General features: G+C 69.0%; 13 protein-coding genes and 1 other RNA gene. 5 read left to right on the top strand and 9 right to left on the bottom strand.

The features are described from left to right. Positions 1-17 precede the first annotated feature (17 nt). Positions 18-392, bottom strand: coding sequence for a hypothetical protein (locus ACFC1I_RS04680; RefSeq protein ID WP_376006675.1), 375 nt, complete (start codon positions 390-392; stop codon positions 18-20). On the opposite strand from ACFC1I_RS04680, the gene ACFC1I_RS04675 reads away from it, so the two are divergent. Beyond that, on the top strand, positions 376-612 hold the full coding sequence (locus ACFC1I_RS04675; RefSeq protein WP_376006674.1) for a hypothetical protein: 237 nt from the start codon (positions 376-378) through the stop codon (positions 610-612). The genes ACFC1I_RS04680 and ACFC1I_RS04675 overlap by 17 nt on opposite strands. Positions 613-703: 91 nt before the next feature. On the opposite strand, the gene ACFC1I_RS04670 is transcribed toward ACFC1I_RS04675, so the two are convergent. Continuing rightward, entirely contained in the window at positions 704-1,516 is an 813-nt protein-coding gene (locus ACFC1I_RS04670) for a siderophore-interacting protein (protein ID WP_376006673.1), read from the bottom strand. A gap of 170 nt (positions 1,517-1,686) precedes the next feature. Between ACFC1I_RS04670 and ssrA the strand changes: the two genes are divergently transcribed. Continuing rightward, positions 1,687-2,057: a transfer-messenger RNA gene (gene ssrA / locus ACFC1I_RS04665) on the top strand. Positions 2,058-2,137: 80 nt separating this feature from the next. Here the strand turns inward: ssrA and ACFC1I_RS04660 are convergent. The 4 genes from ACFC1I_RS04660 to ACFC1I_RS04645 form a co-directional block, all read right to left on the bottom strand. Further along, positions 2,138-3,829: a glycoside hydrolase family 13 protein gene (locus ACFC1I_RS04660; protein WP_376006672.1), complete on the bottom strand. Its 1,692-nt coding sequence runs from the start codon at positions 3,827-3,829 to the stop codon at positions 2,138-2,140. 55 nt (positions 3,830-3,884) lie between these two features. After that, the gene (locus ACFC1I_RS04655) at positions 3,885-4,802 is read right to left on the bottom strand and encodes a carbohydrate ABC transporter permease (protein WP_376006671.1); all 918 of its coding nucleotides are present in this window, start codon (positions 4,800-4,802) and stop codon (positions 3,885-3,887) included. Continuing rightward, positions 4,802-5,671 carry a carbohydrate ABC transporter permease gene (locus ACFC1I_RS04650; RefSeq protein WP_376006779.1) on the bottom strand — a complete coding sequence of 290 codons (870 nt, stop codon included), beginning with the start codon at positions 5,669-5,671 and terminating at the stop codon, positions 4,802-4,804. Before ACFC1I_RS04650 ends, ACFC1I_RS04655 begins: the two co-directional genes overlap by 1 nt. Before the next feature lie 85 nt (positions 5,672-5,756). Beyond that, positions 5,757-7,025: an ABC transporter substrate-binding protein gene (locus ACFC1I_RS04645; protein WP_376006670.1), complete on the bottom strand. Its 1,269-nt coding sequence runs from the start codon at positions 7,023-7,025 to the stop codon at positions 5,757-5,759. Positions 7,026-7,141: 116 nt separating this feature from the next. On the opposite strand from ACFC1I_RS04645, the gene ACFC1I_RS04640 reads away from it, so the two are divergent. After that, positions 7,142-8,356 carry an ROK family protein gene (locus tag ACFC1I_RS04640; RefSeq protein WP_376006669.1) on the top strand — a complete coding sequence of 405 codons (1,215 nt, stop codon included), beginning with the start codon at positions 7,142-7,144 and terminating at the stop codon, positions 8,354-8,356. On the opposite strand, the gene ACFC1I_RS04635 is transcribed toward ACFC1I_RS04640, so the two are convergent. The 3 genes from ACFC1I_RS04635 to ACFC1I_RS04625 all read right to left on the bottom strand — a co-directional run bounded on the left by ACFC1I_RS04635 (position 8,349) and on the right by ACFC1I_RS04625 (position 11,378). Continuing rightward, the gene (locus tag ACFC1I_RS04635; RefSeq protein WP_376006668.1) at positions 8,349-9,251 is read right to left on the bottom strand and encodes a patatin-like phospholipase family protein; all 903 of its coding nucleotides are present in this window, start codon (positions 9,249-9,251) and stop codon (positions 8,349-8,351) included. The two genes, ACFC1I_RS04640 and ACFC1I_RS04635, sit on opposite strands and share 8 nt — an antisense overlap. A 219-nt stretch (positions 9,252-9,470) precedes the next feature. Further along, positions 9,471-10,817, bottom strand: a complete 1,347-nt coding sequence (locus tag ACFC1I_RS04630; protein ID WP_376006667.1) for a vanadium-dependent haloperoxidase — start codon at positions 10,815-10,817, stop codon at positions 9,471-9,473. A 117-nt stretch (positions 10,818-10,934) separates the two neighbouring features. Further along, positions 10,935-11,378 carry a hypothetical protein gene (locus ACFC1I_RS04625; protein WP_376006666.1) on the bottom strand — a complete coding sequence of 148 codons (444 nt, stop codon included), beginning with the start codon at positions 11,376-11,378 and terminating at the stop codon, positions 10,935-10,937. A 282-nt stretch (positions 11,379-11,660) separates the two neighbouring features. On the opposite strand from ACFC1I_RS04625, the gene ACFC1I_RS04620 reads away from it, so the two are divergent. After that, positions 11,661-12,029, top strand: coding sequence for a VOC family protein (locus ACFC1I_RS04620; protein ID WP_376006665.1), 369 nt, complete (start codon positions 11,661-11,663; stop codon positions 12,027-12,029). A 41-nt stretch (positions 12,030-12,070) separates the two neighbouring features. Then, positions 12,071-13,735, top strand: a complete 1,665-nt coding sequence (locus ACFC1I_RS04615) for an ABC-F family ATP-binding cassette domain-containing protein (protein ID WP_376006664.1) — start codon at positions 12,071-12,073, stop codon at positions 13,733-13,735. Positions 13,736-13,753: the final 18 nt, after the last annotated feature.

The following is a 13,753-nucleotide window of genomic DNA, read 5'->3' as shown; positions in this document are numbered from 1 at the left end:
GCCGGCGGGAAACGTGCTCAATTCCGGGCCGAGGGCGGACCCGTGACGTCATTCGTCTCCGCCTTGGTCATCGCGTAGATGATGGCGTCACCGGTGAACAGATACGTTGCGCCGTAGCCGTCGTCGTCCTGAACCCAGTACTCGGTCTTGTGGGTCAGGTATTCGCCGCGCTCCTCGGATTCGACGAACCACGTGGAGCCATCGCCGTTCGTGTGTTCGGCCACCAGCGCATCCCAGTCCGACCGCTCGGCGGGTGCCCAGGCGTAGGCGAGGATATTGTCGGTTCCGACAGTCGGATCGGCCTGCCAGCGACACTGGATGCCGTCGACGAAGGTGGGCTCGGGCTCGTCGATCTCAACGGGAACCCACGTCGTCGTGAACGAGGCCGACATGATGTTCTCGCACGTCGGCTCGGCGCGTGATGGTGCTGCGGCGCGCGTGGGCGCCGGTGTCGCAGTCGCGGTCGGCGCAGCGGCAGCCGGCGCATCGAGCTCGGGCGTGCTCGCGATGACGCCCGGCGCGGCGGTGCACGCAGTCGTCATCAGGAACGGGAGGAGAAGTGCTGCGAGCGCGGCGGATCGTCGATGCGGCAAGGCGTGGCTCCTGATCTGAGATCGTCCACTCACTCTAGGGTCGTCGGTCGACCTGGAAGATGCCTCGACCTGACAATGCTCGGATCGTTACGCGCACAGCGGGGGAGCGCTCAGTCGGGGAAGATCTGCCCCACGGGGAGGCGCTTCTCGGCCTGGAACGCGTCCTCGGTGCGCCCGCGGGCCCAGTAGGCAGACAGCGACAGGTCGGCCCGCGTGACGCCGCGCTCGAGCAGGAGCGGCCGCAGCGCCTTCATGGCGCCCCGCTCGCCGTGCGCGAACACCTGCACGCGGCCGCCGGGCCAGGCCGCAGCATCCACCGCCGCGACAAGCCGGGTGCCGGGGGCGTCGTGATCCTCGTCGACCCACTGCACGGCGGCGCCGTCCGGCACCTCGACGCGGTGCACGGGCGAACGCGTCTCGATGATGGTCGTGACCGCGGCGTCCGCCGGGAGGGCCTCGAGGGCCGACCAGATCGCGGGGATCGCCGACTCGTCGCCGATCAGCACGTGGTGGTCGGCAGTGAGATCGGGGGAGTAACCGGCGCCCGGTGACGACATGGTGAGCCGGTCGCCCGGCTTCGCGTTCGCGGCCCAGGGGCCGGCGACGCCGGTGTCGCCGTGCACGACGAAGTCGATGTCGATCGTGCCCGCTGCGGCGTCCACGCGCCGGATCGTGTACGTGCGGATCGTCGGCAGCTCGTCGAAGGGCACGGACTCGCGCAGCGCCGCGAGGTCGTAGGGCGGCTGGAGCGTGCTGCCGGCCGGCGGGAAGTACAGCTTCGCGTACTTGTCGGTCTCGGGCCGGTCGGCGAAGTCCGCGAACTCGTCGCCCGCCAGCGTCACCCGCACGAGGTCGGGCGAGAGCCACGTGCTCCCGGTCACGAACAGGGTGGTCTGGGGGCGCACGGCACGAGGTGAGGTCACCCTTACATGCTAGGCAACGGATGCTGCGTCCCGGCCGGAGTCGGCGCGGAATGGCGCAGCGGCGGCATCCGTTGTATCCTGATGTGCTCGGATGCTTCGGCGCCCGGGTCTTGGCAACTCCACAGTGTGACAGCGGCCCTTCGCGAGAAGGACACCTCGAAAGAGGCAACGGGGATGATCGGTTTCGACATCGCCTGTGAATCTGCGTGAAGCGGGCCGAGGATGCAGGGTTATCTCGTAAACGCTCCTTGCAAACCAATAACTGCCGAAAAGAAGCAGTCCGCGTTCGCCCTCGCTGCCTGAGCAGCGAGCCCGACGCCGTCAATCCGTGACTGATCCCGTCACGGGTATTGGCGTCATCTAGGGATCTTGCTGCGTGACGACGCCTGAGCGTCACGCGGGACTCTTATCAGGCTGGGCTCGTCGACTTAGGTGTCTGTGACAAAGGTCGGAGCCGAGTAGAACGCTCGCACAGACTGCGCCCGGAGAAACCGCAGTTACCCAGCGATGGACGGGGGTTCGATTCCCCCCATCTCCACTGCCGTTGTCATACAGAGTTGGAGCCCCGGCTCCCGCGAGCGATCGCGGAGGCCGGGGCTTTTCCTATGCCTTCGGGGAGTGTCAGGCCCCGGCGATCCACACGGTGGTCTCACCCGGAAGCCGGCGCCCCTCGACAGGCCCGCTCGCGAGCGAGACCTCCGTCGCGATCGGCAGCTCGAAGGGCTCGGTCCCGAAGTTCGTGATCACCGTCCACCCGTTGGGGCGGCGGAACGCCAGCACATCCTCGCGGCCGGTGTCGACCCACTCGAGCGTCTCCCCGGTCTGCAGCACGTGGCGCAGCGCCAGCGCGTCGCGATACAGCGACAGCGTCGAGGCGGGGTCGGCGTCCTCCACCGAGACCGCGGACTCCGCGAACCACGCGGGCTGCGGCAGGTGCGCGCCGCCGTCACCGAAGCCGTACGAAGACCCCGAAGCCGACCACGGCAGCGGGACGCGGCATCCGTCCCGTCCGATGTCCTCGCCGGGGCTGCGGAAGAAGGTCGGGTCCTGCCGCTCGGCGTCGGGGATCGCGGCCACCTCGTGCAGGCCCAGCTCCTCGCCCTGATAGACGTACGCCGAGCCGGGCAGCCCGAGGACGAACAGCGTCGCCGCCCGGGCCCGGCGCAGTCCGCGTTCCGCATCGAGCACGGGCTCGGTGCCGCCCGACAGCAGCCATTCGTTGCCATGCTTGCGCGTGGGGCGGCCGAAGGCGTCGCGTTCGGCGTTGGGCAGGCCGTACCGGGTGGCGTGGCGCACGACATCGTGGTTCGACAGCACCCAGGTCGTCGACGAGCCCGAGAGCGCGGCGAGGTCCAGATTGTCGCCGACGATCCGCCGGAATTGGGCGGGGTCGAAGTCGGCCTCGAGCAGGTCGAAGTTGAACGCCTGGCCGAGGCTCTCTGCACTGGCGTAGAGCGGGATGCGCGACGGCTCGACCCACGCTTCGGCGACGGCGGTGCGCGGCGGGTCGTACGAGTCGAACACCTGTCGCCACTCGGCGTAGACGTCGTGGACGTCGTCGCGGTCGATCATCGGGTGGTTCCCGTCGCGAGGCATCGCGTCGAGTGCGGCCTGAGAGGGGAGCGGGTCGACGAAGTCCTTCGTGAGCATGTGGGCGACGTCGATGCGGAAGCCGTCGACACCGCGGTCGCTCCAGAACCGCAGCGTCTTCACGAAATCGGCGCGCACCTCGGGGTTGGACCAGTCGAGGTCGGGCTGCTCCACGGCGAAGTTGTGGAAATACCACTGCCCGTCGGAGACGCGCTCCCACGCCGGCCCGCCGAACACCGACACCCAGTCGGCGGGCGGCTCGGAGCCGTCGGGTCCGGATCCGTCGCGGAAGATGTACCGTGCGCGGGCCGCCGAGCCACGACCCGCGGCGAGCGCCTCCTGGAACCAGGCGTGCTGATCCGAGGTGTGGTTCGGCACGATGTCGACGACGACCTTGATCCCGGCGTCATGGAGCGCAGCGAGTAGCTCGTCGAAGTCGTCGAGCGTGCCCAGCTTCGGGTCGACGTCGCGGTAGTCGGCGACGTCGTAGCCGCCGTCGGCCAGCGCCGACGGGTAGAACGGGCTCAGCCAGACCGCGTCGACGCCGAGTTCCTTCAGGTACGGCACGCGGGACGTGATGCCGCGGAGGTCGCCGATGCCATCGCCGTCGGCGTCCGCGAAGCTTCGCGGATACACCTGGTAGACGACGGCCTGCCGCCACCACGCGGGCGTTTCGAGGTCATGCTGGTCGGAGGGGAAGGGTGCGGGGTGCACAGTCGTCACGGGGACGCTTTCCTTTCGGGGTGGTTCCGGTGGGTGGATGACGGATGCCGCGGGCTCAGCCCTTGACGGCTCCTTGGGTAACGCCTTCCATGACCCATCGCTGGGTGAACAGGTAGACGACGATCGCGGGGGCCATCGCCATGAGATACGAGGCGAACGACACGTTGTAGTTGTTGCTGAACTGGGTCTGGAAGATGTTCTGGACGACCGGCAGCGTCTGCGATGCCGGGTCGGAGATGATCAGCGACGGCATCATGAAGTCATTCCACGATGCCAGGAACGCGAAGATCCCGACAGTGGCGCTCATGGGCGCGAGAAGCGGGAAGATGAGCCGCCAGAACGTCTGCCAGGTGGTGGCGCCGTCGATCCGGGCGCTCTCTTCGAGCTCTCCCGGGATCGACCGCAGGAACGCGGTGAACAGCAGGATGCTGAAGCTCAGCTGGAACATGATGTGCAGGATCGTCACACCCACCGGGTTGTCGAGGCCGGCGAGGCCCGTCAGCTGGATCTGGGGGAGCGCGACCACCGGGAACGGGAGGAACATCGCCGCGAGCAGGTAGTAGAACGAATACCGGAAGAGCTTGCGGTCCCAGTTGCGCGAGATGGCGAAGGACGCCAGCGCCGCGAGGATGATCGTGCCGGCGACGGAGAAGGCGGTCACGAGCAGTGAGATCGTGAACGCGCGGGGGAAGTTCGTCAGCTCCCACGCCGCCACGAACCCGTCGATGCTCCACGGTGCCGGAAGCGAGAACGCGTTGCCGTCGACGGCCTGGCCCTGCGTCTTGAACGCCATCGAGATCGTGACGTACAACGGGATCAGCACAGTGACGGCGCACAGGATCAGCACGATGGTGCCGGGCCAGTTCACGCGCTCCATCGCGAAGCGCGAGCGGGCGGGCTTGCGTGCGGAGTCGCCGTCGAGCACACGCTCGGCGTTGAGGTCCTCGATGGCGAGGGCGGCTTGCGTGGTCATCAGAACACGTTCCTTCCGCGAGTGAGCCGGAGTTGGAGGAGCGAGAGGATCAGCGCGATGACGAAGAAGATCGTCGCGTTGGCCATCTGGTAGGCGTAGTCGCCGCCCGAGAAGCCCGTGAAGATCGTCATCGCGATGCTGCGGGTGGCGGTGCCGGGACCGCCGTTGGTGAGGCCGACGATGATGTCGTAGGCGTTGAGGAAGTTCTTGAAGCCGAGGATGACGTTGATCACGACGTACCCGGCGACCAACGGCAGGGTGATCCGCAGCAGCTGCTGCGTCTTGCCCGCACCGTCGATGTCGGCCGCCTCGTACACGTCGCCCGGGATCGAGAGGAGCCCGGCGATGTAGATGAGGAGGGTGCCGGGGATCGCCTGCCACGCGGTCACGATGACGATCGCGATCCAGGCGAGATCCGGATTCGCGAGGATGCTCTCGCTCAGCCACGGGATGCCCCACGCCTGCCCGAGAGCGGGCACGGAGTTCGAGAAGAGGAAGTTGAAGACGTAGGCGATGATGATGCCGGAGATGACCATCGGGATCACGAAGATCGCCCGCAGTCCGGTCTTGAGACGCACCCGCGACACGAGCCCCACCGCGAGCAGGAACGCCAGCGCGTTGACGACGACCACGGTGACGGCGGCGAACCCGAACGTGAAGAGGTAGCTCTGCAGGATCGCCGGGTCGGTGAAGACCGCGACGTAATTGATGAGTCCGACGAATTCCCAGTCGCCGAACCCGATCGAGTCGGTGAAGCTGAAGAAGATGCCGATCACCGCGGGGATCGTGATCGCGAGCGTGAACAGGACGAGGGCGGGGAGCAGGAAGAGGTAGTAGACCCCCTCCACGCGCCGGTTCGCGCGCGGCATCGTCGCCGCGCCGGCGCGGCGGCCGCTCTTCGGCACCGTCAGGGTGGCTGTGGTGGTTGCCATGAATGCGTTCCTTTGTGTCGCGCTATCGGCGCATCGCCAGTCGGGCCCAGTCGGCGTCGAGCGTGCGCAGAGTGCTCTCGACGTCGGCCCCGGTCACGATGCCCTGCATGTAGTTGTCGGTGGGGATGGTCAGCGGGATCGCCTTCGAGGCGCCCTGATAGAACTTCGCGGCGTCGTAGTACTCCTTCATGCCGAGGATGCGCTCGTCGGTCACCGGCGCGGCGTCGGTGGTCGTGCCGTAGCCGAGGAAGGCCGCGTTGTACTGGTCCATCACGTCCTTGCGGAACAGATAGCTGAGGAAGTCGCGCGCGCCCTCCTTCTGGTCGGATGCCTCGGGGATCCACGCGGCGAGGTCGATGTTGACCCGCACCCGGTTGTCGTCGGGGTCGTCGGTCATCGGCAACGGAAACGTGCCGAGGTCGAGGTCGGGGTTCGTCTTGTCGATCTCGCCGAACGCCCACGGCCCCTGCAGGTACATCGCCGCCTCGCCCTTTGCGAAGGCGAGGTTGCCGTCCCCGTAGCCGCGGCTCGCAGCATCCGGGTTCGTGTATTCGCTGGTGAGCTGCGTCATGCGCTCGACCGGCTCGCCGAGCGTCTTCTCGAACGACACCGGTGAGTCCGGGCCGACCTCGGTGCCGAGCGCGTTCATCTCGTCGTAGAACGAGGCGACGTCGACCTCGCCGCCGACGGCGTAGTCGAACCAGCCCTGGCCGACCGTCCACGGGTCTTTGAAGGTGGCATAGAACGGCGTGATGCCGGCAGCCTTCAGCGTGTCGCAGACCGCGAGGAGCTCGAACCAGGTGGTGGGGACCTCGAGACCCTGCTCAGCGAAGATCTGCTTGTTGTAGATGACCGAAGCCGCCATCACCGAGTAGGGCAGCACGCTCGTTCGGCCGGGGTAGGTGGCGTACTGGTCGACGAGGTCCTGCACCTCGGGCAGGATGCGATCGGCCTCGGGCATGTCGCTCAGATCGCTGAGCGCGCCGCGTTCCATGAACCGCGCCATCTCCATGTTGTAGTTGAGCAATCCGAGGTCGGGCGGGTTGCCGCGAAGGAAGCCCGCCTGAAGGTTCGAGGACGTGTCGAAGACGACCTCGACCTCGTCCTGGCCGGCGTTGTACTGCTCGATGAGATCGCGGAAGTAGGGGATCGCCTCCGGCTTGCTGAGGTGGAATCTCACCTCGGCGCGCTCCGACGATGCGCCGGTACAGGCGACGAGCGATGCGCCGACGACCGCGACGGCGAAGGCGGCCGCGCTTGCGCGGCGGAGGATGACGGATGCTGCAGGCACGTCGTTGTCCTTATTCCGTAGGTTGCAGGGGTGTTGGTTCAAGCAGTAGATTTACTCGCCGAATCAACTCGGTGTGGACCATAATGCTGAGGAACGCGTGAAAGGTCAAGACCTCGATGCCACAATCGCTGCTCACCCCCACGGCACTGCGTCGTGCGAGTCTCGACGCCGTGCTCGGCTACGCCTGGGAGGCCGACGCCGTCACCGCGTCCGACGTGATCGAGAACGTGGGGCTCACCCGGTCGACCGCCATCGATGTCGTCGACGAACTCGTCGAGCGCGGGCTGCTCGCGGAACTGCCGAACGCCCGTGCAGCGGGGGAGTATCAGAAGGGGCGACCAGCGCGGCGATTCTCTTTCCTCGCGGACGCCGGATACGTGGTCGGCGTGGATGCGGGGCGTGCGCGACTCACCGCGACGGTCGCGGATCTGCGCGGAGAAACCCAGGCTGTGCGGCATCTGGCGGCGGATGGCTCTCGAGATTCGGCGGAGGACCGGCGTCGCGACGCCGTGCGCGTGGTCGACGACGCTCTCGCGGCAGCCGGGATCACCCGATCGGAAGTCTCAGCCCTGTGCGTCGGCGTTCCGGCGCCCGTCGACCGCAACGGCTCGTCGCCGCCACACCGTGACGACTTCTGGCGCCGCATGAACCCGTCCTTCTCCGAGCTGTTCGGCCGATGGGCGCCGATCGTGCAGGTGGAGAACGACGCATCGCTCGCAGCGGTGGCGGAGCGCGCCGTCGGTGCCGCGGTCGGCTGCGATGACTTCGTGACCCTGCTGGCGGGCGAGCGTCTCGGTGCGGGGGTCTGGGTCGACGGCAGGCTGCTCCGCGGTGCACACGGTGGTGCCGCGGAGATGGTCGCGTTCGATCATGTCGCGGGCGTCGAGGGCGCGTGGGGGCTCGGCTACCGGGCGGCTGAACTGGCACGTCGCGCACTGGCGAAGGGATCCCTTCCGTCGTCGAGTGCGCTGCGAGAGCTCGATCCGGCGGTGATCGACGGCAAGACGGTGCTGACGCTCGCGTCGCACGGCGATGCGGGCGCGATGGTCGTCGCGCGACAGGTCGGTGAGACGCTCGCGGTGATCGCGGGCGTGCTGGCGAGTCTCTTCGACTCCCGACGGATCATCGTGTCCGGCGCCGTCGCCGCGGGTGCCGCGCCGGTGATCGAGGCAGCGCTCGCTGCCCTGCCGCAGGAGCTCGACCTGCCGGCACCCGAGATCGTGGCATCAGAGCTGGGCGCCGACATCGTGTCGGTCGGCGCCGTGCGCGCCGCCGTCGAAGCGGCGCGCACGGGTGTGCTGGATCTGCCCCGGTTCGTCCTGGCTAGCTGACCTCCCAGAACTGCCCGAGCTGTTCGGCGATGGTGCCGGCCTGGTCGTACCCGGCCTGCGCGGCGGCCGGCCGTGTCGCCGGGTTCATCATGTTGTCGCCGAAGGCGGTCCGCGACGCCGCGTCGGGAACCACGGTCTCGACGCGACTGCCCTGCGCTCGCAGCTCGTCGACCTGCGTGGCCAGATGCGTGCCCCACTCCACCGGGGTGAAGGATCGCCCGCCGAGCGGCGACAGCACCAGCACCCGCTCGTGGCGCGCGGCGAGATCGGCGTTGTCGGCGTTCGACCGATAGCCGCCGTCGATGTACCGCGCGTCGCCGATCTCGTAGGCGAAGCCGCCGGCACAGCTCGCCGCTACGGCGTCCACCAGGTCGACGCCGCTGTCGCGGTCGAACACGGTGGGCTCGCCCGTGCGGGCGTCGACCGCGGTGATGAGGACGCGCTGCCGTGGCCACAGCGCCGTCGGCAACCGTGCCGCGACGGTCGCCCGCCATTGCGCAGAAGTGAGGGGCGCAGCATCCGTCTCGAATTCCTGGCCCATTCTGCGGCGCCAGTCATCCGCGTCGGAGGCGGTCGCGATGATCTCCTTCATGCGGTCGAGGTGGCGGGTCTGCAGGCTCGGCCCGGCGGGACGAGGGTGTGCACCGGAAGGCGCAGGCCGTGGCGGCGGGGTGATCGTCGCGGCGAACAGGTCGGCGGCGCCGGCGCCGGTGATCTGCGCCGCCGCCGTGGCTCCGGCCGAGGTGCCGACGACGAGGTCGGTGTCGGTGACGTCGATGCCGGCGTCAGCCAGGCCGGCGATGACGCCGATCAGCCAGGCGTTGCCGGCGGATCCGCCACCGCCGAGCACGAGTGCGCGGCTCGGAGCGGAGTGCGATGAGGAGGGTGAGTTCATGGGAGTCGCCTTTCGCGATTGCGTGTCGGGCGCTCCCGGTCGGCTAACTCGGCCGTCGGATCGTGCGCTGCGGGGGAGCACCCCATGGGGATACTGCGTTCATGGGTCTCACCTCCCGTCATCGTTCACGATCGCGCGCAAGCTTCGCACGTCGGCGGGGCGGCCGCAAGCCGGAGGGCAGGCCGGCGGCCTGCCCTCCGGACGTGCCTGCAGCGCCGGTCATCGGCCCACTGGCTGAAGGTGGTGAGCAGACCCGTACTGAGCCACATTGAGACCGAGCAGCTGGCCCTGCACGTCGGCGTGGTGGAAGTGCAGGCCGGCCCAGATGCGGGCGTCGATCAGCTCCGACAGCGGCTGCGAGAACGTCTGGAACGTTCGAACTCGCGGCGCGTCGGTGGGGAGGAACGTCGAGGTGCTCGTCATCCGGAACCCACCCGCGATCACATCGCCGAAGAACATGCGAAGGATGGCAGCGTGGGCGCCGTCGTTGCAGTTGTGTCCTGACGGGTGCTCGGGGTACGGCGCCGTGATGAGCGCCGTCCAGCCAGGCTCGGCCGTCGTCCCGTTGTTGCCGTCTTCGTTCGCCCGCGGAATCGCATTCCACGGCCTCCAGAAGTCGTAGTGGTACTTGTCCGCCCAGCACGCGATCAAGGCGTCGGCGCCGCTCAGGTTCTGGAGCGCCAGGAGCCGAGCGGCGTCGGTGGCGCCGAGCTTGTTCGCGGTGATGAGCTGGCGGGCGACCTCGTTCCACGCGAGGATCGGCGCCCACTGCCACCATTGCGCGACGTACGTCTGAGCGGGTGTCCGCGTGGATCCTGTCGCTCTGCCGAGCATCTGCACCTGGTTGACCTCGGCCGCGTACTGCGGGCTGTCGAGGGCGAGCGGCGGAGCCGAGCGGAACTGGGACGCGCTCTCGACGAGGAAGGGCTCGACGCCGCCGGCCCAGGGCGTCGGGTCGAGGATCTCCTGTCCCATCGCGTTGAGCAACGGCGACCAGTGTCCGGGCCGCGGGTCGCGCACCCACTGCGACGGGCCGAAGCGCCCGTCGTTCGCGCGCGCCTGCAGCATCGCGTCCGCCGCTGCGCTTCCGGCCGAGACTCCCTGCTTCTTGAAGGAGTTCTCAGCGATGGGGTCGACGGACGCGGCGTATTGAGCGTCGAGGGCGGCGAGCAGACCGGCCCGGCCGGGGAACGGCGCGATCTCGGGCGCGGTCGTGACGAGGGCGTGGAGCACGTCGTACGCTGCGGTGGCCACCGCCGCCTCGATCGACGCCTTCGCGCCGAACCGGTGCGTGAGCAGGTAGGGCCGGTACCGCTTCGGGCCGATCGCGCTGACCGCGTCGTACACGGCGCCCTGCGTCATCGCCATGTTGATCTGATACGCGGGCGGCGCGCCGCCGTCAGGTCCGGGGAGGGCGGCGAGCGTGTTCGCCGCGATCTCGTTCCAATGGACGACCGGCGTGGCATCGGTGCTGGTCGGCGGTGCTGCTGATGCGCCGGCGGCTCCGAGTGAGACCGACGCGATGAGCGCGGCCGCGATGATGGCGATGGATCGACGAGTGTTCATGACCAACCTCACAAGTGGGGATCTGAGGCGCAGGCTCGGGGAGCCTGCCTCACTGTCCCACCGCACCGCGTGGCCGTCGATTGGGCATAGCCCTTAGGGAGAACCGGCGGTCTCCCTCTACGCCGAGCATTTCGGCCCGCGCGGATAACCACCTCCTTCATCCGGGCACACGCCGACGGTGAGCAGGTAGGAGACGAGCAGGGACCGGCTGCCGCCGGCCGGGGCGACCATGGGATTCTCCGTGAGCCACACCGCGTAGACCACGGGTACCGTGAACCGCCCTCCGGACACGAACGCGGCGGTGCCCTCCCTGAAGGGGACGAGCAGCGCCGGGTGGCAGTCCCAGCGCTCAATGCAGAGCGGCTCGGCGCGATCCGCGATTCCCGGGCACGGCGACAGCCCCGCCAGTTCGCAGTACTGCGTCGCCCACGTCACCAGGCGATGCGCGCCGGTACCGGGCCGAAGACCGAACCCGATCGGGTCGACCGTGACCAGGTCCGAGCTCTGGGGAGGCGACGGCTTCGGCGACGGCGCCGCGGTGTAGGCGGACGGTGGTTCCACCACCGCCCCTTGGGATCGTGACGGCGGCCTCGTCGCCGAGGGCGCGCTGCACCCCGCTAGAAGCAGTAGCGCCCCCAGTAGCACGACCCATCTACCCCAGGCGAGCACGGGCATCTCCCTGAGCGCGACGCTAGACCCGGACAAGTGGAGGCACAAGATCGCCGATACCGCTCCGATACTGCATCGCGGACACGATCTGTCCGCGTCAGGCGGCATGATCGAGACACAGGGGAGGGACCGACCGGTCCGCACCCCGACAGACGTCCGAAGGAGGACGAAGCAATGGCCAGAGCCGTGTGGTTCGACATCCCCGTCGCCGACATGACGCGCGCGATCGCGTTCTACGAAGCGCTCACCGCCGAGAAGCTCATCCGGCTCCCGGTCGGTTCCGAGAAGGAGACCGCCATCTTCGCCGCAGCGGACGGGGGCGCGGCGGGATGCCTGTTCGCGGCACCGGAAGACGCGCCGTCGCACTTCGGGTCGCGGGTCTACCTCGACGCGGGCCCGTCGATCGACGCGTGGCTGGCGCGGGTCGAGCCGGCGGGCGGGCGCATCCTGGTGCCGAAGACCGAGATCACGGGCGGTCGCGGTGTCTACGCCTACGTCGAGGACAGCGAGGGCAACAGGATCGGACTGAACTCGCCGGCGTGAGCCGGGTCGGCGCCGCGCGCGGGCGCTGAGAGGATGGTCTGATGACCGCAACACTCGTGGCGCGCGGCCTCGCCGGCGGCTACGGCCACCGCACCCTCTTCGACGCGCTCGACCTGACCGTCGCGCCGGGCGACGTCGTCGGCGTCGTCGGCGCGAACGGCGCCGGCAAGTCGACGCTGCTGCGCCTGCTGGCCGGCATCGGCGAACCGCAGGCCGGCACGATCTCGCTGTCGCCGGCCGACGCGTTCGTCGGCTGGCTTACGCAGGAGCACGAGCGCGTCGAGGGCGAGACGGTCGCCCAGTACATCGCGCGCCGGACGGGGTGCGCGCAGGCGACGAGGGACATGGATGCTGCGGCCGCCGCCCTCGGTGACCCGACGCTTGCTCCGCCCGGCGTCGATCCCGCCGACGCCTACTCCACGGCGCTCGACCGCTGGCTGGCGAGCGGCGCGGCCGATCTCGAGGAGCGGCTGCCGGCCGTGCTGGCAGACCTCGGCCTGGACCTCGGCGGCACGCCGGTGGACCAGGCGACGATGACCGGGCTCTCGGGGGGCCAGGCGGCCCGCGTCGGGCTCGCGGCCCTGCTCCTCTCGCGGTTCGACATCGTGCTGCTCGACGAGCCCACCAACGACCTCGACCTCGACGGCCTCGAGCGGCTCGAGGCATTCGTGCGCGGCATCCGTGGCGGTGTCGTGCTGGTGAGCCACGATCGCGAGTTCCTCGCGCGCTGCGTCACGCGCGTGCTCGAGCTCGACCTCGCGCAGCACTCGAACCGTGTCTACGGGGGCGGCTACGACTCCTATCTCGAGGAGCGCGCGACCCTTCGCCGGCACGCCCGCGAGAAGTACGACGAGTTCGCCGAGAAGAAGGCCGACCTGGTCGCGAGGGCGCGCACGCAGCGCGAGTGGTCGAGTCAGGGTGTGCGCAACGCGATGAAGAAGTCGCCCGACAACGACAAGATCCGTCGCAAGGCCAATACCGAGTCGAGCGAGAAGCAGGCGCAGAAGGTGCGGCAGATGGAGAGCCGCATCGCGCGTCTGGAGGAGGTCGAGGAGCCCCGCAAGGAGTGGCAGCTCGAGTTCACGATCGGCGCCGCGCCCAGATCGAGCACCGTCGTCTCGACGCTGAGCTCGGCGGTCTTCGAGCAGGGCTCGTTCATGCTGGGGCCGGTGTCGCTGCAGGTGAACGCGGGGGAGCGGATCGGCATCACGGGCCACAACGGCGCGGGCAAGTCCACACTGCTGCGAGCGCTGCTGGGACGCCAGGCGCCGAACGCGGGCACGGCGAGCGTCGGCGCGAACGTGGAGATCGGCGAGATCGACCAGGCCCGGTCACTGCTGGTCGGGTCGCAGGCGCTCGCCGCAGCGTTCGGTGGACTGGTGCCCGACATGGAGTCCGGCGAGGTGCGCACGCTGCTCGCCAAGTTCGGTCTCAAGGCCGACCACGTGGGCCGGCCGGTCGACGAGCTGTCGCCCGGCGAGCGCACGCGAGCGGCCCTCGCTCTGCTGCAGGCACGAGGGGTGAACGTGCTCGTGCTCGACGAGCCGACGAACCACCTCGACCTTCCGGCGATCGAACAGCTCGAGCAGGCCCTGGAGTCCTACCGCGGCACGCTGCTGCTGGTGACGCACGACCGGCGCATGCTCGATGCCGTGGAGCTCGACCGCCACTGGCGCGTCGAAGCCGGACGCGTCACTGAGCTGTAACCGCGCCCGCGCGGGTTC

The sequence above is a fragment of the Microbacterium sp. NPDC056044 genome, assembly GCF_042267145.1.
Taxonomy (GTDB): Bacteria; Actinomycetota; Actinomycetes; order Actinomycetales; family Microbacteriaceae; genus Microbacterium.
Note: the sequence above shows the minus strand (reverse complement) of the source record. Positions and strands in the feature narration are given on the sequence as shown.